This window comes from Actinomyces naeslundii, from assembly GCF_001956585.1.
GTDB lineage: Bacteria > Actinomycetota > Actinomycetes > Actinomycetales > Actinomycetaceae > Actinomyces > Actinomyces naeslundii.
The window spans coordinates 54970-73599 of record NZ_MSRR01000003.1 but is presented as its reverse complement, the minus strand read 5'-3'; the positions used below and the strand labels follow the sequence as shown (position 1 = coordinate 73599).

Sequence of the window (18630 nt, the reverse complement as noted above, 5' to 3'; positions counted from 1 at the left end):
CTGGTTGGCCCCACCCTCATGTACTGGCCGAGGTGAGACGGACGAGCCGACCTGTACGCCGGGTTCTGTTGCCGCCCGCCGTTACCGGCCCGGGCGGTGGCGACCATTCATCTTGGACCACTGTCACCAGTGGCCTCGTGCGACCTACCCGCTGACTCGGGCGAGCAGCCCTCGAGCGCCAGCTGTGCGGTCTTGCTCCGGGCGGGGTTTACCGAGCCGCGGCGGTCACCCGTCGCGCTGGTGGGCTCTTACCCCACCCTTTCACCCTTACCCACCGGGATACGGTGGGCGGTCTGCTCTCTGTGGCACTGTCCCGCGGGTCACCCCGGGTGGCTGTTAGCCACCGCCCTGCTCTGTGGAGCCCGGACGTTCCTCAGCCCTGCACCACCACAAGGGCGGTGACAGGTACCGCGGCCGCCCGGTCGGCTCGTCCGCACGGGACAGCATAGCGGCATGGTGCGCCGTCGGAGCCCGAGTGCCTGACGTACCTGACGAAGGCCCGACCTTCGGTACGTATCCGTCTTATCATGTGCGGATGCTGATCCTGCTGCCTCCCTCCGAGGGGAAGACCGCTCCGAGCAGTGGCCCGTCACTGGCCCTCGCTTCGCTCCTGGACGCCGAGCGGCTCACCGCACCACGCCGCACGGTGATGTCAGCGCTGGCCGAGGTGAGTCGGGGTCCTGACGCCGCCTCCGTTCTGGGGCTGGGACCACGCAGCGCGGAGCAGACGAGGACGAACCTGTGGCTGGAGACCTCGCCCTGCGCACCCGCCCATCAGCTGTTCACGGGAGTCCTGTACGAGGCCGCGAAACTCGATTCGATCGCAGCGCAGACGACGGGGCGCGGCACCCTGGAGCGCCACTGCGTCATCTTCTCGGGCCTGTGGGGCGTGCTCTCCCCTATCGATCCAGTGCCCGATCACCGGCTGTCGATGGGAACATCGCTGCCGGGGCCGGGACGACTCCCCTCATTCTGGAAACCGCACCTCGCCCCGGTGCTTAAGGACAGGGGCGCACCGGGCCTGGTGGTCGACTGTCGGTCAGCCGACTATGCGGCCGCCTGGAAGCCATCTGCCAGCGACGGTGTTGAGATCATGACGGTGCGAGTGGTACGCGTCGCCAACGATGGCTCCCGCAAGGTGGTCTCGCACATGGCGAAGCAGGCTCGGGGGCTCCTCACCGGCGCGCTTCTCAGTGCCGTTGCCGCCGGGACCCTGTCGCCCGATGCGCACGCGGACGACGTCGCCGCTCTCGCCGCACGGTTGAACAGCGTCGACGACGTCGAGGTCTCCGAGGCGGATCGGCAGGGGCGACTAGTCCTCACCCTGGTGACCCGTTGAGGACAGTCACGCCACCGTGCACAGCGGATAGGAGATCCGAAGGCAGATGCGCCCCGTCCTGAGGCGCTGCTGTCAGATGTCCATCCGTACGACGATGACGTCGTTCTCCTCGGCGTGTATCACCTCATCCTTCGGAGCGGCCGCGATCCGCGCCAGCTCCTGGGGGCTGATCTCGACGGTACCGCGCTCAACGGCGCGTCCCCGCAGGGCCACCGCGCCGAGACCCCCAGTGGAGGTGCGGACAGCCTCATAATCAGCCAGCAGCACCGTCTCGATGGTGCCCGCCAGGTCTGCTCGCTGGTTCTCCAGGGACTCGATCTCCTCATCGAGGCGGGCGAACTCGGCGTCACGCTTGGCGGTGAGCTCGCGTCCGGCGGCGCGGATCTCGGCTTCCTCCCGACTGAGCCGCTCGGACTCCTCCCGAGCGGAGTCGAGCGCCTCCATCGCGACGATCTGCGCCTCCTCGAGGGCCGACTGGCGCTGGCCGAGCTGGTCGATCTCACCCTGGATGGCGGACAGGTCACGGGCCGCGCTGCTGCCGGAGTGGAGACGCTCGCGCAGCACCTCGGCACGGCGCACCACTTGAGCGACCTCGTCCTCGCTGCGGGTGGCCTGCGCCTTGGCCTCGCTGAGGGCGGCATCGGCCTGAATGGCGGCTCGCTTATTGGCCTTGAGGCGCTCGATGACCGATTCAATACGGGCCAGGACCGGAAGGTGCTTGCGCTCGTGACGCAGCCGTGCCAGGCGGGAGTCAAGGTCCTGGAGATCGATGAGAAGGCGCTGCTGGGCAATGGGTGCGCTTGTCACGGCGTGTGCTCCTTCAGGTGCGTACAGGTTGGTGCTGCGAATCCTCTCATGATCCTCTCACGCCCGGTCTGATCCGGTGGACAGGCGCAGTACCCAGGGGTCCGTGACAATGCGGGAGACCTGGACCGCCAATGAGCCCCCATGGGAACGGGCTCCCTCCTCGAGCCGGCGGGCGAGGGGCTCCAGGCCGACCCACTCGGTGGCCCAGTGCGTTCCGCACAGAAGGTAGGGGCGACCTTCCTCCAGGTGCTCGGAGGCGGGGTGGTGGCGCAGGTCGGCGGTGAGGAAGACGTCGGCACCTGCCTCACGAGCCCGTTGCAGAAGAGAGTCTCCCGCCCCACCTGAGACAGCGATGCGCTCGACGACGGCGTCGAGGTCCCCACCCGCGAGGAGGCCGGGCACCGAGTCGGGCAGGGCTGCGGCGACGTCTGAGGCGAGCTGGCGCAGGGTGACGGGGTGTGGGAGCACGCCGATGCGACCGATGCCCTGGTCTGGGGAGGCCGGGTCTGGTTCCAGAGGGGAGGCCGAGGTGAGGCCCACACGGTCGGCGAGGGCCTCGGCCACTCCCCCGTGAGCGGCATCGAGGCTGGTGTGGGCGTTGAGGAGTGCGATGCCGGCACGGATGAGGCGGTGAATGGAGCGGCCCTTGGGATCGGTGGCCGCAACGTGGTCGGTCCCGCGCAGATAGAGCGGGTGGTGGGTGATGATCATGTCGACATCGGAGTCGATGGCCTCGTCGACGACGGCAGCTACAGGGTCGACGGCCAGCAGAATGCTTCGCACTGGGTCGGCGGGATCTCCGCAGATGAGCCCGTTGGAGTCCCACGACGCGGCCAGGCCGGGAGGCGCGGCCGCCTCCACAAGGGCGACGACGTCGCCAACCGTCAAGGAGCCTTCCGGGGTATTCCGGGAGGTCTCGCGTCCGGCCTCAGAGGATGCGGGTACAGGGGTGTGACTCATGCGACCAGGCTAGCGGCAAGGCCGGGGATTCCTAAGACCTGACGACGTCGATGCGGCCCAGGCCGTCCACATGCCGGGGCACCGCCGGAACACAATCGGGAAAACGACCGACGCAGCCGACATCTGGGGTAACCTACTTCCGCGTTGCCGGGCCCCTCCGGTGCTGGCAGCGTCGGCCTCCTCGACGCCGTCGGCGTCACGGCCGCGCCCCCATAGCTCAGCGGTTAGAGCAGCGAGCTTATACCTCGTGTCGTGCCTGATAAGCACAAGGTCCTGGGTTCGAATCCCAGTGGGGGTACTGGCGTGCCCAATACTTGAATATCAGGGCACTTCGCCCCCGTGGTGGAATCGGTAGACACCGCGACCTTAAAAGTCGCTGCCTACGGGCGTGCGGGTTCGAGTCCCGCCGGGGGCACAGTCTCAATAAACGCGGAAGGCCACGAACTCTACCTGACGATCAACAGCATCGAAGAGCGCTGACGCGACGCCACCAAAGCTGCGGTCCGGCAGAAAAATTGATGCGACATGCGGGACCTACAGAGTTTGCTCGCCACTTAAAGACAGTGGCATCCTAGGCTCACACGAGAGCCGGCCCCAGAGAATCACATGAACTGGTGACTCATTTTGCCGACCGGCAACACAATTGACGTCGACTCCCCGCCGACGTCACCCCCTGAGGACTACCATGAGAAAATTTGTTGCTTTGATGGCCGCATGCATCTTGGCCACATCCCTTGCAGCTTGCGATGGCGCCAACAAGAAGATCAACGCCCCAGTCGAGTCCTCTGAGGTGAGCAGTAGCAACTATCAGGACATGGTGTCTCAGTTCAAGGGGGCAGGGTTCACCAACGTCTCGACAAGAGAGATTGACGACCTGATCCTCGGATGGCTCACAGAGGACGGCCAGGTCGAAGAGGTGTCCATCGGCGGCAAAACATCCTTCTCAACGAGCGACACCTTCGCCGTGGACGCTCCGGTGGTCGTCAGCTACCACACCTTCCCCAAGAAGGATAAGGAGACTACCGGATCAACGCCCACTCCCGACCAACCATCCACATCCCCGGCACCTCAGAACCCCGAGCCTTCACAGGAGCCGGAACCCTCTCCATCTCCCACGGCAAGCAACGAGAACATCACCGCCGAGAACAACGAGGAGTTCCGTAATCTGACTCAGAACCCACGTTCAGACGGAGACACGGCGGAGCAGTTTGTAGCAAAGTACAAAGGGCGCATCATTGAGTTCGACGGGAATATCGCACTCATGGGGCCCCATAACACCTACAAAACACGATTCGACTTCCTGGTCTACGCCGGCGACTACAGCACTACAGTCGCATATGGCCCAAGTTTCATGTTTGAGGACTGCAACTACTACGATCTTCACCTCACTGGAGACAACCAACCTAGCAGCGTCAGCGCCGGCCAGAATTTGCACATCATTGCCAAGATCATCGACTTCAACAGTACCCAGCAACTGCTTCACCTGGAACCAATCGCCACATCGACACGATAGTATTCATTCACCCAGATTCAGACGGCGTCACCAGACTCAGTTGACCTGGCTGCCCACATTTTCGGTCATCGACACACCATGTCTGTCTGCTTAGTATCGAAAATGAACTGATTTAGCGTTGATTTCCATTTTGGATGATTGGATCAGACATCATCGCTGTCTTCTGGGTTAGTCTGATTGTGTTGTTATCGTCGGTTGCAGGCAAGTTGTTGCTGGACAGCTTGTCTTAGGCTGCCCTGGAGGGCTTTGCGTGTTACAGACCCACATCCGTCACGCTTCTCAAAAGAAGAGACGTAGCCGATGTCTGAGTACAGGTGCCGACAGTTGCACTTGGCCCTGACCTGGTGCCGGGCTCGGCGTCACAAGCGACTTGCCCGAGACTCCTGGCCATGAGGCGCCCAGTACCCTTCTTCGTTCCAGTATCACTATCACTCATCGCGCACCTTCCTCAGGCGCTACGAAGACCTTACAGATGCGATCTGATCAACATCCCAAAATCGGACGTGAACGCTGCATCAAGTCAGGAACTGATAAGTAGATGGATAGGTAGTCACGGTCGGCTCGACTGAACACCACGCCTTAGCGCCTGTAACGTCTCCAATCAGGCAGTCGTTATCCCGAGCGACTGCCTGCTACCCGGCAAGCAGCGTTGGATCACAATTCGGCCACAAACAGCCCGCCAGGATGGGAGATGGCTACTGGCTGGTCGTGCGGCGACCTACTATCGATTGCGGCAACGCAGCCCCGTCCTTGTTGGAGTCATCCTCCAGCCCCCTGTCCCCTGTGGCGACACCGGTGTCGCTCGGCTCTGCACTGCTGTATATCCCTCTCAATCCTGCGGTGGAGCCTCCCATGAGCCTGACGCGCGAACTGAATAAGAAGCAGTCTCCGTTCCGGCAGCTGGTGGAGGGTTGTGCCCCTGCGCTGGCCATAGCGGGTGGCAGGTCCCCGGAAGGTCAACGGGTCGCTGAACGGCTTGGTTTCTACGATCTCGTCAAGGCGCGAGTCCTGGCACCACTGCCGGATGGAGTGAGCGACGCACGGCGGCACTCGCCAACTGTCGGCATGGCCTTCGACATCCGCACCAGGATGATGCTGGGTGAGTTCGAACCACGCCGGAGCGCCTCGGCGATGGGCATGGACGTCTTCAACCATCTCCTCGCACCACTGTTGCCGAATGGCCAGCACATATCAGACGTGCTTGGCGACGCCTTCCTCGAGGCGGAGCGACTCACCAAGGACGGCGACGACGTCGACCAGGACTACGCCAGCATCGTCTTCGCCTGGTGCGAGTCCCTCTACCGCGCCGGCGTGCGGGCGATACGCAGCTCGCTGGGCGAACGCCTGTCAGCAGCACGGAACGTCGACGAGGTGTACGACTCGATCCCACCACTCATGCTCGAAGACATCGCTCGCCTGCGCATCGTCAACCAGCGCCAGATCAAGCACTGGCGCCTGCGCATGAGACACGGGGCCTTCTTCATCTCGAACCCGTCCTTCTCCGGCGACTTCTTAGTCGGCGGTGCCGACGGCGACTGGTTCATCGACGACACCCTCTTCGACTTCAAGGTCGTAGACAAGATCAGCGCACCATGGGTGCGGAAAGTCCTCATGCAGCTCCTGGGCTACCTCATCCTCGATCTCGACAACGACTACCAAGCCAAGTGCATCGGCGTCTGGTTGCCACGACAGGCGACGGTCAGAACCTGGGATATAGAAGAGATTCTTGGTAATGACGCTGGCGAGGCGCTAGCGAAGGCACGACGAGACGTGCTCGGTTTACCAATGAAGAGAATGGGGATGATTGCGTAACAGCATATCACCGAAAAGCATGTATTTTCGAACCGAAAATAGAAACATTCTTCACAATCAAATAATAAAACAGGGAGATGTCGATGCAAATCTCTCGGGTTAAACAAATCAGTAGCTACCGCATTTTTCAAAACTGACACCAACCAGGCAATACTGACTTCGTCCGTTGGAGGTAACCGCCGGTGAAGCATCGCTTGCGGCGGGGTGGTTACGTGGCCTGGCGACAGGTAACGCGGACGGTGGACTCGGCAACGCCGACCTGGGCAGCGATCTCGCGGGCAGACATGCCCGTGGGCTCAAGGCTCGGGCCCTGTCGCTTCTTTGCCGCGCTGATCGGACAGCAAGGCTGTGTTGCGGATGCCGCGGGCCGCCGTGGTCTCGCTCGCCTCCGCGTAGGCGCTGCTTATAGTGGATAGGCGGCACTGAAGGCACGCACACGCGGTCCCAGACCATTCATGAAGGCCTCCAGGTGCAACGGCAGGTCGGGGTTGATCACCCCCACCACATCCCAGTCGGGGAAGAGCGTGCCAAGTTTCTTGCCGTTGGCATAGAAGACGATGTCCTGTCCCGGCATCACCGACACCGTGAACCTCACCTGCTCCCAGGGGATCGGGGTGAAGACTCGGCGCAGTGCCTTTCGGGAGACCAGGAAGCAGGCGTCCTCCGTCATCACGGCGGTAAGCCGAGCCCCCTCACTCGTACGCAGGAACGGCACGCCGCTCCAGTGCTCCTGATCAAGACTCGAGTCGGTCCAGAACGTCGTCGCCGCAGCACCGTCACCGCGAGCAGGCAGATCCCACAGAGGTATACGGGCAGTTCTCAAATCTTCGAAGACGCCCCCGATGCCACCTGCATCGGCAGGACGCCAGAAGACCTCCTGCGCCAGAGCGCGTGCACGCAGAAACGTTCCTGCATCCGTGTCCGCATCCTCAAGCACCTTGGCGGTAGCCGAGTCCAGAGGATGCTCAGCCGTCGTCAGCCATCCCTTGGCCCCGAGACGAACAGCACGCACACGCTCGGCAGGAATGAGGGCCTCGATCGCGCTGATCAGGGCACTGAGATCCTCCTCGGGCCAGATTCCGGTGCGGAACAGGGTGACAGGAGCAGTCAGTGCCATGATGTGGGCGCCTTCAAGAATGATCGTCGCATCGACATGGCGAGTCTCAGGCGTTGCGTACATGACCTGGAACGCCACCTTGCCCACGATGACCGAGGCCAGGTACTGCCCCCATCCGGAGCAGCGGTCAACGAAACCCTGCACGTAGCGCTCAAGGAGGGCCGCCAACGTGCGCTCGTCTATATAGCCCGCCGCGCGAGCCGAGGTGAGGATGTTGATGACGCGACAGCAGTCGAAGCCCGCGGCCACTGCGGAGCCGGCGAGCATCGACACGGCGGGTACGTGCGCAGCCACGAGGCTCGAATCCGGCCATAAGCCGGCCTCGGCCTCCAGCGAGTCGCACCACTCGATCGCAGAGGCGGCGTCCACAACCTCGAAGGACTCCTCCAGGAGAGCGGCTGCGACCTCTTGACTCAACCCCGCCAGACCAGCGCCCTCCGTGTCCCAGAGCTCAGGAGCTGCCTCGTGATACGGCCTCGCCAGGAACTCGTAGTCAGCGTGAAAGGGAGAGACAAGCATCATGGCGTCAGTGAGCACGATCGGACTCCGTCCTCGGCACGAGTGTTGCCCTCAGAGCCTTTCAGACACGGTACGGAAGAACAAGATATCAACCGGGAGAATACGGGATCAGAAGGTCTTTTCCTCTCCCCTTCTCCCGGGGCTGCGGGACCTTTGCCCTCCCGCCACGAGAAGGTGGACACTGGCCTTGTCCTCCCCTGAGTCAAGGAGCCGTCATGAAGATTGCCGCTAGAGCCCAGGCCGCCCGGCCTTTCCATGCCATGAGCATCGGCGAGCGTGCTGGAACCCTCCAGGCCGAGGGCCACTCGATCGCCAAGCTCAGCCTGGGTGAGCCCGACTTCGGCGCCCCTCCCGCTGTCCGCGAGGAGATGCGCCGCGTCATGGACGGCCGGCCACTGCCCTACTCCCCCGCCTTGGGACTGCTCGCACTACGAGAGGCCATTGCGGGCTTCTACCGGGACCGGCATGGTGTAGAGGTCGATCCCGGCCGCATCGTCGTCACCACCGGTGCGTCCTCGGCGCTCCTGCTGGTAGCCGCCGCCACCACGGAGCCCGGCGACGACGTCGTCATCGCGGATCCTTCCTACCCCTGCAACCGTCAGCTGGTGGAGACCTACGGCGGCCGGATCGTCCTGGCACCCACCAGTCCTGCCAGCCGCTACCAGATGGACCGTACCTCTGCCGAGTCGGTGTGGACTCCGCAGACGAGCACGGTGATGCTGGCGACGCCGTCCAACCCCACGGGCACGTCGATTCCCTTCGAGGAGCTGGCATCGATCTGCGCGTTGGCGCGTGAACGCAGCGCCTGGCGAATCGTCGACGAGATCTACCTGGGCCTGGCCGATCCCGACGATGATGGCACGCCTGCACACAGCGTCCTGGAGACCGACCCCGAGGCGATCGTCATCAACTCCTTCTCCAAGTACTTCGGGATGACGGGGTGGCGCCTGGGTTGGGCGATCCTTCCCGAGGAGCTGGTGAAACCCGCTGAGAACCTGGCGGTCAACTACTTCCTGTGCGCTTCGACCCCTATTCAGCAGGCCGCGCTGGCGGCCTTCTCCCGCGAATCCATCTCGGTGTGCGAGGAGCGCCGCCAAGAACTGCTTGCTCGCAGGAGCATCGTGCTCGATGGGCTGCAACGCATCGGCCTACCGGTTCCGGTTCTGCCCGACGGCGCTTTCTACGTCTACTTCGATGTCTCCTCCACAGGGCTCGACGCCCAGACCTTCTGTTACCGCGCCCTGGAGGAGGCGCATGTAGCCCTCACTCCGGGGAAGGACTTCTCCACGACCACGGCTCGTTCCCATGTGCGACTGTCCTACGCCGCGTCTCGTGACGAACTGTATGAGGGAATGAAACGCCTCGAAAGATTGATCGGCACCCTGTAAATAAACGGGCATTCAACCCAATAACAACGACATCAACCCCCGTTCACGAATTTGGTGCTCGCCTGCATGTATGCTGCACAATACTCTCCATGCCCTCACAGGTCCCTCTCCTTATCATTGCCCTGGTCTTCTTCGGCGTAATTTGTGCCGCCGAATTATATAGACCAATTCGTCAGAAGCTTCGGCAGCGTCGGGATGAGGTCGCATCGTCTCTTCACGAGGGCGAGGAGTCGACATGGACTGAGCTCACCGAGCACCATCGCCCCATCCGGGGCTCAGAGCCCGGCGCGTTCTCCTGCGGCGCGTACGAACGTCTTGTGGCCATCTATGCGCCGTACTCCCTGTGCCACCACGAGCCGTGGGATCGCCTGGCCTGCTCGGACACTGAGGGCAAGCGTGAAATGCTCGCCCGCGACTGGGGCGTGCGCTCCCGCCTTGATCTTCTCAGCCAGATCTTCCAGCTGATCATGTTCGGCCATCGCGGCGACTTCAACGACGAACGGGCCCGGTGGACGAATACCTCGCTGGCGGAGGCTGAACGCTATGAGCTGCAAGGCGCAGCCGGTTCCTCCCAGGACGCTGCAGAGACGCTATGGCGACTGGAACGGATGCGGAACAACGACCGGGGTATCCAGAACGTGGACTTCACAGCCTGGGACATGGTTCGCGCCGCCATGCTGACACGGTACGGCGTCGCCCTGGGCTGGATAACGGAGGCGGAGGCGTTGGACACGCTGGCGCTGCTGGATCGCGCGCTGCGGGAGCGCTTTCAGAACTGGACGCAGGTCTGGGAGTCATTTCGACTGACACGCTGGTACTGGCACTCCGAGGGCGGTGACGACGAGCACTTCAACGACCTTCATGACCTCAATCGCTCGTTCGTCCTGCTGGGACCAGATGGCCCCTGGATGCTCGTCCCCTGGGAGATCCAGGTTCCCGATTCGTCTCTCATGATTCTGGGCGATCTCATCGAGGCCGGCGTGGCCACACCCCTGAGCACAGGCGAGCGACAGCGAGCCACGCAGTGGGAGCGCTGGGTCGATGATCAGGTCGTTCTCCGCGGGCAGCGCCGTCTCCAGCAATTCGGCACCCATCCCGAGTGGCGTCACCGGTTCACGAAAAAACTTTGATACACGCCACGACGGCGATGTCGCGTGGCGATCCGTCTGGCCGTCGCCGTCGCACGAGCCGGTAAGGAACAGACCGCTCTACCCGTGCTTGTCGACCATCATCTCCACAGCCTTAGCAGCTCTGCGTTGGCGGGTCTCGGCACGTTTCGCCTCACCGATCCAGCGCAGGTACTCATTCTGGTGCGATGAAGGCAGAGCCGCGAATATCTTCTCCGCCGTCTCGTTCTCCGATAGCGCCTCGGTCAGCTCCGCCGGGATTCCCGCCTGCTCGTTACTCATTCTGTCTCCTCCGGATGATCGGCAGAATGCCACCGGCCCAAGGGCTCGTATACGGAACTGGTGGGAGCCCTCCTTACCTCTCCCACCAGGAACTGGCAGGCGCTGCGGGAGTTCGCCAAGACGTTGCCGCCCGACGACGGAGCCCCCACAAACCACCACCACGACCACCATAGCCGCTCCCCTGCCAGCATCACACCCGCCTCACGCCGGCGCAGAAGGACGAGGTAATCGCCCTCTACCAGCAGGGCGTGCCGGTGTGGGAGATCTGCCAGATCTATGGCATCAGCAAGCAGCAGGTGTCAGAACCAAGCCAGAGCTTCCAGCCTCATCGGCGGTGCGCTCCAGGGCTGTGCAAGGCACGAGGACTGGGGTGGCTTCGTGGACTCACTGCGGAGAAGCGCGGGCGCCGCGGCTCGCGCGGCTAGCATCAACGCATGCTGGCCAATCCGTACGTGCCCTTCCTGCCGCCGCACCACCAGCACGCGGCCTCGCTGGTGCCCGAGCCGACGTGGTGGCGGTGGCACGGCCACCGTGTGCACATCGCGCGAGCCTCCGACCCGGGGGCGCCGGCCCGGGTCCTGCTCGTGCACGGGGCGGGCGGGCACAGCGGGGCGCTGTGGCCCATCACCGCGCTGGTGGCCTCACGCGGCATCGACGTCAGTGCCGTCGACCTGCCCCTGTACGGCCGCACGACGTCACCGGATCCCGCGGCCGTGCGTTATGACACCTGGGTCGATCTCCTCATCGACCTCGTCAAGGCCGAGCACGACCACCGTCCCCTGGTGCTTCTGGGCGCCAGCATTGGCGGCCTTCTCGCCTATGAGGTGGCGGCCCGTTCGCCGCACGTGGCGGCGGTGGCCGCCACGTGCCTGCTCGACCCGCGTGACTGGCGGGCCCGGGCGCACATGACGCGCGCGGGAGCACTGGGCGTCCTGGGCGGGCCGCTGTCGGCACTCGCCCGCGGAGGGCTGGCGCGCACCATGGTACCGATGAGCGCCGTGGCGAACCTGCGGCGGATGAGCCGCAACCGCGCACTGTCTCACCTGTGCGCCGTCGACCCGCACGGAGGCGCCGCCAGGGTCCCTCTGGGCTTCCTCGCCTCCTACCTACGGTTCGCGCACACCCCGCCCGAGCGCAACCGCACGCCGGTGACACTGCTGCACCCCGGCCGGGACGCGTGGACGCCGGTTGAGCTCAGCGCCCGGGTGCTGTCGCGCGCCGCGGGTCCGGCCGAGCTGGTGGTTCTGCGCGAGTGCGGCCACTTCCCTGTCGAGGACCCGGGAGTCACGGATCTCGTCGACGCCGTCGCCGACCTGGCTCGGCGCCTCGGCTCGCGGGGCGGGGACTGAAACTGCTGCGGGTGACGAGGTCACGCCTGTAGTGGACCCGGCCGGACTCGAACCGACGACCGACGCGGTGTAAACGCGTTGCTCTACCAGCTGAGCTACAGGTCCAAGCGCAGAAGCCCCGCAGACACAGCCATTGTTACTACTGCTGCGCCTCATGCGCCTGCATGAACGCACGAGGACGAGGATCTTCCTGCGCGGTAACTCTACCGTCTACCGGATGCGAGCCACTAATCGCCCGAATTCTCGGGCGCTCGAGGACACCCTTCGACCTCGGAGCGCATCAGCGTCCCCGGCTGGAGACCCTGATTCCGCTCCAGTGCTGCCCCATCGAGGCCGCGGAGGTCGCGTGCATGCCGGCGGTCGCGGCCGCCTCCTCCACCTCTGCGGCCGGGACGGCCCCGGTGGTGCGCGCCTTGGGGGTCAGCACCCAGATGAGCCCTGCGCCGTCGAGGTTGGCCTGGGCGTCCACCAGGAGGTCGGTGAGGTCGTCGACGTCGCCGTCGTCATCACGCCACCACACGATGGCCGAGTCGGCCACGTCCTCATAGTCCTCGTCCACCAGAGTGGTTCCGGTCTCTGCCTCAACCACCTGCCGCAAGGTCTCGTCGACGTCGTCGTCGTAGCCGAACTCCTGGATGATGAGACCGGAGGCGAAGCCGAAAGCCCCACCCGCTGTACTCGCCACTTCCTCACACCGTCCTTCTGGGCTGCGCCCGTCTCTCGCTCGCCCGCTGCTGGGCGATGGGTACTAGCCCACCTCACCCGGTGCCAGCCGCGCAAGTGAACACGCTCGCCAGATTACCTTGAACTTTGCTTTGAACGGTGTTTCAGGCGCAGCCGAGGACTCCACGGTCGTACCGGCTCCCGACATACGGAAACCAACCCCTCGTTATGTGGCTCACATCATACGTGACGTAGGACTTTCTTCCCGTCGAGGGCAGCGTTCGCGCCGCCGCAGGTCGTAGATTAGGGCCATCGTCCACAGCGGCCTGACTTCAGCCCCGTACGCCGATGCAGTTTTTAGTGCCACGGCGCGCAAGCGAGGCTCGGGCCCACCGCACAGACGCGAGGAAAGAGGATTCCGTGAGCCCCACCAGTGACTCCACGCCGCTCATTGACGGCCTCCTGACGAAGGTGACCGACAACGACCCAGAGGAGACCAAGGAGTGGCACGAGTCCCTCGATGCCCTCATTGCGGACAAGGGCGCCAAGCGGGCGCGCTACATCCTGCTGAGCATGCTGGCCCAGGCCCGTCAGAAGAACGTCACGGTGCCCACCCAGATGACGACGCCGTACATCAACACCATCGACGTCACCAACGAGCCCTACTTCCCCGGCGACGAGAGCGCTGAGCGCACCTACCGGCGCTGGCTGCGCTGGAACGCCGCTGTCATGGTGACCCGGGCGCAGCGTCCCGGCGTCGGGGTCGGCGGCCACATCTCCTCCTACGCCTCCACCGCCACGCTCTACGAGGTGGGCTTCAACCACTTCTTCCGCGGCAAGGACCACCCCGGTGGCGGCGACCACGTCTTCTTCCAGGGCCACGCCTCCCCCGGCAACTACGCCCGAGCCTTCATCGAGGGACGCCTGAGCGAGGCCGACCTGGATGGCTTCCGTCAGGAGGAGTCCCGCCCGGCAGGCGGCCGCGGCCTGCCCTCCTACCCGCACCCCCGCCGCATGGAGGACTTCTGGGAGTACCCCACCGTCTCCATGGGACTGGGCCCCTCAGAGGCCATCTACCAGGCCTGGTTCGACAAGTACCTTCAGGGCGCCGGCATCAAGGACACTTCCCAGCAGCACACCTGGGCCTTCCTTGGCGACGGAGAGATGGACGAGCCCGAGTCCCGCGGCATGCTGCAGCTGGCGGCCAGCCAGCAGCTGGACAACCTCACCTTCGTCATCAACTGCAACCTGCAGCGCCTCGACGGCCCGGTGCGAGGAAACGGCAAGATCATCCAGGAGCTCGAGGCCTTCTTCAAGGGCGCCGGCTGGAACGTCATCAAGGTGATCTGGGGCCGTGGCTGGGACCAGCTCCTCGCCGCGGACAAGGACCACGCCCTGGAGCACCTCATGATGGAGACGCTCGACGGCGACTACCAGACCTTCAAGGCCAATGACGGTGCCTACATCCGCGAGCACTTCTTCGGTCGCGACCCGCGCACCGCCGAGCTCGTCAAGGACTGGACCGACGACGAGATCTGGGCTCTCCAGCGCGGCGGCAACGACTACCGCAAGATGTACGCCGCCTACAAGGCCGCCACGGAGCACAAGGGCCAACCCACCGTCATCCTGGCGCACACGGTCAAGGGCTACCTGCTGGGCGGGCACTTCGCCGGCCGCAACGCCACCCACCAGATGAAGAAGCTGACGCTGGATGACCTCAAGGCCCTGCGCGACCGTCTGCACATCCCGATCACGGACGAGCAGCTCGAGGCCAACCCCAAGATGCCGCCGTACTACCGGCCGGCCGACGACGACCCCTCCCTGCTCTACATGCTGGACCGACGCCGTCAGCTCGGCGGCTTCATCCCCGAGCGCCGCGACGCAGGCGTCGAGCTCGAGCTTCCGGGCGACAAGACCTACGACATCCTCAAGGGCGGCTCGGGCAAGCAGGAGGTCGCCTCCACGATGGCCTTCGTGCGCCTGCTCAAGGAGCTCATCAAGGACAAGGGCATCGGCCGGCGCATCGTACCGATCGTCCCCGACGAGTCGCGCACCTTCGGTTTGGAGTCGCTCTTCCCCACCAAGAAGATCTTCAACACCCAGGGCCAGAACTACACGCCGGTCGACGCCGACATGATGCTGTCCTACCGGGAGTCCACCTCCGGCCAGCTCATGCACACGGGCATCAACGAGGCAGGCTCGGTCTCCCTGTTCCAGGTGGCCGGCACCAGCTACGCCACCCACGGCGAGCCCATGATCCCGGTCTACATCTTCTACTCGATGTTCGGCTTCCAGCGCACCGGTGACCAGTTCTGGGCCGCCGGCGACCAGCTGACCCGCGGCTTCATCATCGGGGCCACCGCCGGGCGCACCACCCTGACCGGTGAGGGCACCCAGCACATGGACGGCCACTCCCCCATGATCGCTGCGACGAACGACGCCGTCATCAGCTACGACCCCGCCTACGCCTACGAGATCCGGCACATCGTGCGCGACGCCCTCGAGCGCTGGTACGGCCCGGACTCAGGACGCAATCGGGACGTCATGTACTACCTGACCGTCTACAACGAGCCGATCCACCAGCCGGCCGAGCCCGACGACGTCGACGTCGAGGGCATCCTGCGCGGCATTCACCGCATCAGCTCCGCCCCTGACGGCCAGGGCCCCGAGGTCCAGCTGCTGGCCTCCGGAGTCGGACTGCCCTGGATCGAGGAGGCACGCCGCATCCTGGCCGAGGACTGGGGCGTGCGCGCCGCCACCTGGTCCGTCACCAGCTGGAATGAGCTGCGGCGCCAGGCACTGGAGGTGGAGAAGGCCAACTTCCTGGCCCCCGACTCCGAGCGTCAGGTCCCCTACGTGACGCAGAAGCTCACCGGCGCCAACGGCCCCTTCGTCGCCACCAGCGACTACGACCACCTGGTTCCCGACCAGATCCGCGCCTGGGTCCCCGGCGACTACTACACCCTGGGTGCCGATGGCTTCGGCTTCTCCGACACCCGCGCCGCTGCCAGGCGCCACTACCTCATTGACGCCCAGTCGGTCGTGGTCCGCGCCCTGCAGGCACTGGTGGAGCAGGGACGCCTGGACCACTCCGTCCTGGCGCAGGCCGTGGCTCGCTACGACCTGACCAACGTCAACGCGGGCACCTCCGGCGGTCAGGGAGGCGAGTCCTGAGCCTGTCATGCGGCTATAGTTGGACGCACTGACCAATTGCGGTGCCGGTGGGACGAGCTCTTCCTCGTTTCACCGGCACCGCCACATCTATCGAATGAGGTCCTCGGTGTCCCGCTCCCCGATCCTGCGTTCCGCCTCTTTCATGGCCGCGTGCCTGCTGAGCCTGTCTGGCTGCTCGGCTGTCAAAGCAGTCCTGGCAGGAACGCCCTCACCTTCTCCGAGCCACGCCCACCAGTCCGCCGCCGACCAGGAGGGCGATGAAGAGCCCACGGAGGGGCTGGACGCCAACACGCCCGTCGACCCCTTGGAGTACGGGAACTGCACGTCATCCGACATACGCGACTACGACGACGAACTGACCGACAATGACGAGGAGGATAACCGCGCCCAGGCAGAGGCTCAGATCACCAAGGTTGTTCCCGGCTCCGACCAGGTCGACGTCACCGCCGACGCCCTCTCAGCCGACCGAGTGGTCAAGGTCTCGGCGGGCGCACGAGACGTAACAATCACCGCAACAAACCTCGTGGTCATCATCGAAGGAGAGATCGAGTCACTCACCGTTCAGGGGTTCGACAACACGATCTGGATCGACGCCGCCCATAAAGTCACGTTTGGATCAAACGACGGCGACAATCTCAATTACGTCTTCTGGCATTCCGGACCTCCGCAGTCGAAGGTGGACCCGCAAGGTCTCAATGTGATCGGCAAGGATGTTCACGCCCCGGTTATCCGATCCTGCAGCGCCCTCTCGTAACGCACCACCGAGTCAGTCGCACCGGCCTCCGATTCCGCAGAGCAGTGACAGACACTTACTGACCGCCCGACGACACCTGGAAGACGGACCTGTTTCAGCTCACCGGGTCCGGCGCCGTCGGAATCACCGGCGGAGTTGACGGATCGGATCCGGAGTACACATTCAGGTCACGGAAATGGGGCCGCAAGAGGTTCTCCGGACTGAGAATCTCGTCGAGAACAGATTCCTCGAGCAGCCCCATCTCGATAACCACCTCTCGCACACTACGCCCCGAGCGGGCGCACTCGCGTCCCACCAGGTCGCCGTTGTGATGACCGATCACCGGATTGAGGTAGGTGACGATCCCGATCGAGTCCAAGACATTACGGCGGCAGACCTCCTCATTCGCCTCGATACCCACGACGCACATCTCACGCAGGGTCGCCATCCCACGGGTGAGGAGATCGATCGACTCGAAGCTGGCCTGGGCGATCACCGGCTCCATGACATTGAGCTGGAGCTGCCCCGCCTCGGCGGCGAAGGTCAGCGTGACGTCATTGCCGATGACCTTGAAGCAGACCTGGTTGACCACCTCCGGAATCACCGGGTTGACCTTGGCGGGCATGATCGAGGAGCCGGCCTGACGCTCGGGCAGCCTGATCTCCCCCAGCCCCGCACGGGGCCCGGAGGACAGCAGGCGCAGGTCATTGCAGATCTTTGAGAGCTTGACCGCCAGGCGCTTGATGGCCGCGTGCATGGAGACGTAGGCACCCGTATCGCTCGTGGCCTCCAGCAGGTCTTGCGCTCCTCGAATATCCAGACCGGTGACCTCACGCAGGTACTCAACAACGGTACGCTGGTAGTCGGGCGGGGTGTTGAGTCCCGTACCGATCGCGGTGGCACCGAGGTTCACCTCCAGGAGCAGCGCGGCATTGTTGCGAAGCCGATCGACCTCCTCCTCAAGAAGAACGGCGAAGGCCTCGAACTCCTTACCCAGGCTCATGGGGACGGCGTCCTGGAGCTGGGTTCGCCCCATCTTCAGGACGTTGACGAGCTCGGCTCCCTTGGCACGCATGGCGGCAATGAGGCGCTCGAGCTCTTCGATGAGGGAGTCGACGAGCGTGAACAGCCCCAGGCGGAATCCGGTCGGGTAGGCGTCGTTCGTCGACTGGGACTTGTTGACATGATCGTTGGGATTGACGACGTCATAACGTCCCTTGGCGTATCCCAGGTATTCCAGTGCGAGGTTGGCAATGACCTCATTGGTATTCATGTTGACGCTAGTACCGGCACCCCCCTGAAACTGGTCGACCGGAAACTGATCCAGGCAACGCTCCGCAACCAGCACCTGATCACACGCCCACACGATCGCGCCCGCAACCTCAGGGTCAAGTGCACCAAGATCACCATTCGCTAACGCCGAGGCCTTCTTCACCTGCACCATGCCGCGAACAAAAGCCTCTTCGTCACCGACCACCGACCCTGAGATCTGGAAGTTCTCCATCGCCCGCAGGGTGTGGATTCCCCAATAGGCTTCCAATGGCACTTCCCGTGCACCAAGAAGATCCTCTTCTACGCGGGTCGCCTGCATCATCTTGAGCCTCCAGTTGTCTAGTTGGGTGCGCGCATGCACGCATCTATGCTGGCACACAGGGTGCCTGCGCGAGTCATTGCAGATTCACTTACCGAGGGTTCCACAATGGTTACGCTATTGTAACCTGTGCAATCCTCTTCGTTCTTGCGACGCGCCACTCTTAGTTATCCCCGTATTTTCAACACAAACTCACGCCGGATGGCGCGCCGCGCCAAACGAGAACCTACTGTTGCCAAGATATTCCAGTCGGTAA

The 18630-nt window shown here is 64.1% G+C and carries 14 protein-coding genes, 3 tRNA genes, 1 other RNA gene and 1 pseudogene; 11 read left to right on the top strand and 8 right to left on the bottom strand.

Going from position 1 to position 18630, the window contains the following annotated elements; translation table 11 throughout:
- Window positions 1-38 precede the first annotated feature (38 nt).
- Window positions 39-430: RNase P RNA component class A (gene rnpB / locus BKH33_RS01350), an RNA gene on the bottom strand.
- A 105-nt stretch (window positions 431-535) separates the two neighbouring features.
- On the opposite strand from rnpB, the gene BKH33_RS01345 reads away from it, so the two are divergent.
- Complete coding sequence (locus BKH33_RS01345) at window positions 536-1339, top strand: YaaA family protein (protein ID WP_003783297.1); 804 nt, start codon at window positions 536-538, stop codon at window positions 1337-1339.
- A gap of 72 nt (window positions 1340-1411) precedes the next feature.
- On the opposite strand, the gene BKH33_RS01340 is transcribed toward BKH33_RS01345, so the two are convergent.
- Window positions 1412-2146 (bottom strand): zinc ribbon domain-containing protein, encoded by a 735-nt coding sequence (locus BKH33_RS01340; protein ID WP_003783245.1) that lies wholly within the window; start codon window positions 2144-2146, stop codon window positions 1412-1414.
- 57 nt (window positions 2147-2203) lie between these two features.
- Entirely contained in the window at window positions 2204-3106 is a 903-nt protein-coding gene (locus BKH33_RS01335) for a Nif3-like dinuclear metal center hexameric protein (protein WP_003783267.1), read from the bottom strand.
- Window positions 3107-3312: 206 nt separating this feature from the next.
- Here BKH33_RS01335 and BKH33_RS01330 point away from each other — a divergent pair.
- The 4 genes from BKH33_RS01330 (at window position 3313) to BKH33_RS01315 (ending at window position 6431) form a co-directional block, all read left to right on the top strand.
- Window positions 3313-3404: transfer RNA gene (locus tag BKH33_RS01330), tRNA-Ile, on the top strand.
- A gap of 35 nt (window positions 3405-3439) precedes the next feature.
- A tRNA-Leu gene (locus BKH33_RS01325) sits at window positions 3440-3521 on the top strand.
- A 270-nt stretch (window positions 3522-3791) separates the two neighbouring features.
- Window positions 3792-4619 carry a DUF4839 domain-containing protein gene (locus BKH33_RS01320; protein WP_003783250.1) on the top strand — a complete coding sequence of 276 codons (828 nt, stop codon included), beginning with the start codon at window positions 3792-3794 and terminating at the stop codon, window positions 4617-4619.
- An 852-nt stretch (window positions 4620-5471) separates the two neighbouring features.
- A complete protein-coding gene (locus BKH33_RS01315; RefSeq protein ID WP_050998519.1) occupies window positions 5472-6431 on the top strand; it encodes a hypothetical protein in 960 nt (319 codons plus the stop codon).
- Between the two features lie 403 nt (window positions 6432-6834).
- Here the strand turns inward: BKH33_RS01315 and BKH33_RS01310 are convergent, their stop codons facing one another.
- On the bottom strand, window positions 6835-8085 hold the full coding sequence (locus tag BKH33_RS01310) for a DUF1266 domain-containing protein (RefSeq protein WP_003783286.1): 1251 nt from the start codon (window positions 8083-8085) through the stop codon (window positions 6835-6837).
- 197 nt (window positions 8086-8282) lie between these two features.
- Between BKH33_RS01310 and BKH33_RS01305 the strand changes: the two genes are divergently transcribed.
- Window positions 8283-9455 (top strand): aminotransferase class I/II-fold pyridoxal phosphate-dependent enzyme, encoded by a 1173-nt coding sequence (locus tag BKH33_RS01305; protein WP_003783247.1) that lies wholly within the window; start codon window positions 8283-8285, stop codon window positions 9453-9455.
- Window positions 9456-9544: 89 nt separating this feature from the next.
- Complete coding sequence (locus tag BKH33_RS01300; protein WP_003783302.1) at window positions 9545-10585, top strand: DUF1266 domain-containing protein; 1041 nt, start codon at window positions 9545-9547, stop codon at window positions 10583-10585.
- 78 nt (window positions 10586-10663) lie between these two features.
- Here the strand turns inward: BKH33_RS01300 and BKH33_RS01295 are convergent, their stop codons facing one another.
- Entirely contained in the window at window positions 10664-10864 is a 201-nt protein-coding gene (locus BKH33_RS01295; protein WP_003783263.1) for a YdeI/OmpD-associated family protein, read from the bottom strand.
- 224 nt (window positions 10865-11088) lie between these two features.
- Here BKH33_RS01295 and BKH33_RS14350 point away from each other — a divergent pair.
- Together BKH33_RS14350 and BKH33_RS01285 are read left to right on the top strand one after the other, a co-directional pair.
- Window positions 11089-11289: pseudogene (locus BKH33_RS14350) on the top strand (hypothetical protein); the annotation flags it as partial.
- Window positions 11290-11298: 9 nt separating this feature from the next.
- Window positions 11299-12213 carry an alpha/beta hydrolase gene (locus tag BKH33_RS01285; protein ID WP_003783288.1) on the top strand — a complete coding sequence of 305 codons (915 nt, stop codon included), beginning with the start codon at window positions 11299-11301 and terminating at the stop codon, window positions 12211-12213.
- 32 nt (window positions 12214-12245) lie between these two features.
- On the opposite strand, the gene BKH33_RS01280 is transcribed toward BKH33_RS01285, so the two are convergent.
- Together BKH33_RS01280 and BKH33_RS01275 are read right to left on the bottom strand one after the other, a co-directional pair.
- Window positions 12246-12318, bottom strand: a tRNA-Val gene (locus BKH33_RS01280).
- A 175-nt stretch (window positions 12319-12493) separates the two neighbouring features.
- A complete protein-coding gene (locus BKH33_RS01275) occupies window positions 12494-12898 on the bottom strand; it encodes a DUF3052 family protein (protein ID WP_003783253.1) in 405 nt (134 codons plus the stop codon).
- 398 nt (window positions 12899-13296) lie between these two features.
- Here BKH33_RS01275 and aceE point away from each other — a divergent pair, with 398 nt between their 5' ends.
- On the top strand, window positions 13297-16050 hold the full coding sequence (gene aceE, locus BKH33_RS01270; protein ID WP_076142455.1) for a pyruvate dehydrogenase (acetyl-transferring), homodimeric type: 2754 nt from the start codon (window positions 13297-13299) through the stop codon (window positions 16048-16050).
- Window positions 16051-16156: 106 nt separating this feature from the next.
- Entirely contained in the window at window positions 16157-16804 is a 648-nt protein-coding gene (locus BKH33_RS01265) for a DUF3060 domain-containing protein (protein ID WP_003783888.1), read from the top strand.
- A gap of 94 nt (window positions 16805-16898) precedes the next feature.
- Here the strand turns inward: BKH33_RS01265 and aspA are convergent, their stop codons facing one another.
- Window positions 16899-18377, bottom strand: a complete 1479-nt coding sequence (aspA, locus tag BKH33_RS01260) for an aspartate ammonia-lyase (protein WP_003783894.1) — start codon at window positions 18375-18377, stop codon at window positions 16899-16901.
- Window positions 18378-18630 lie beyond the last annotated feature (253 nt).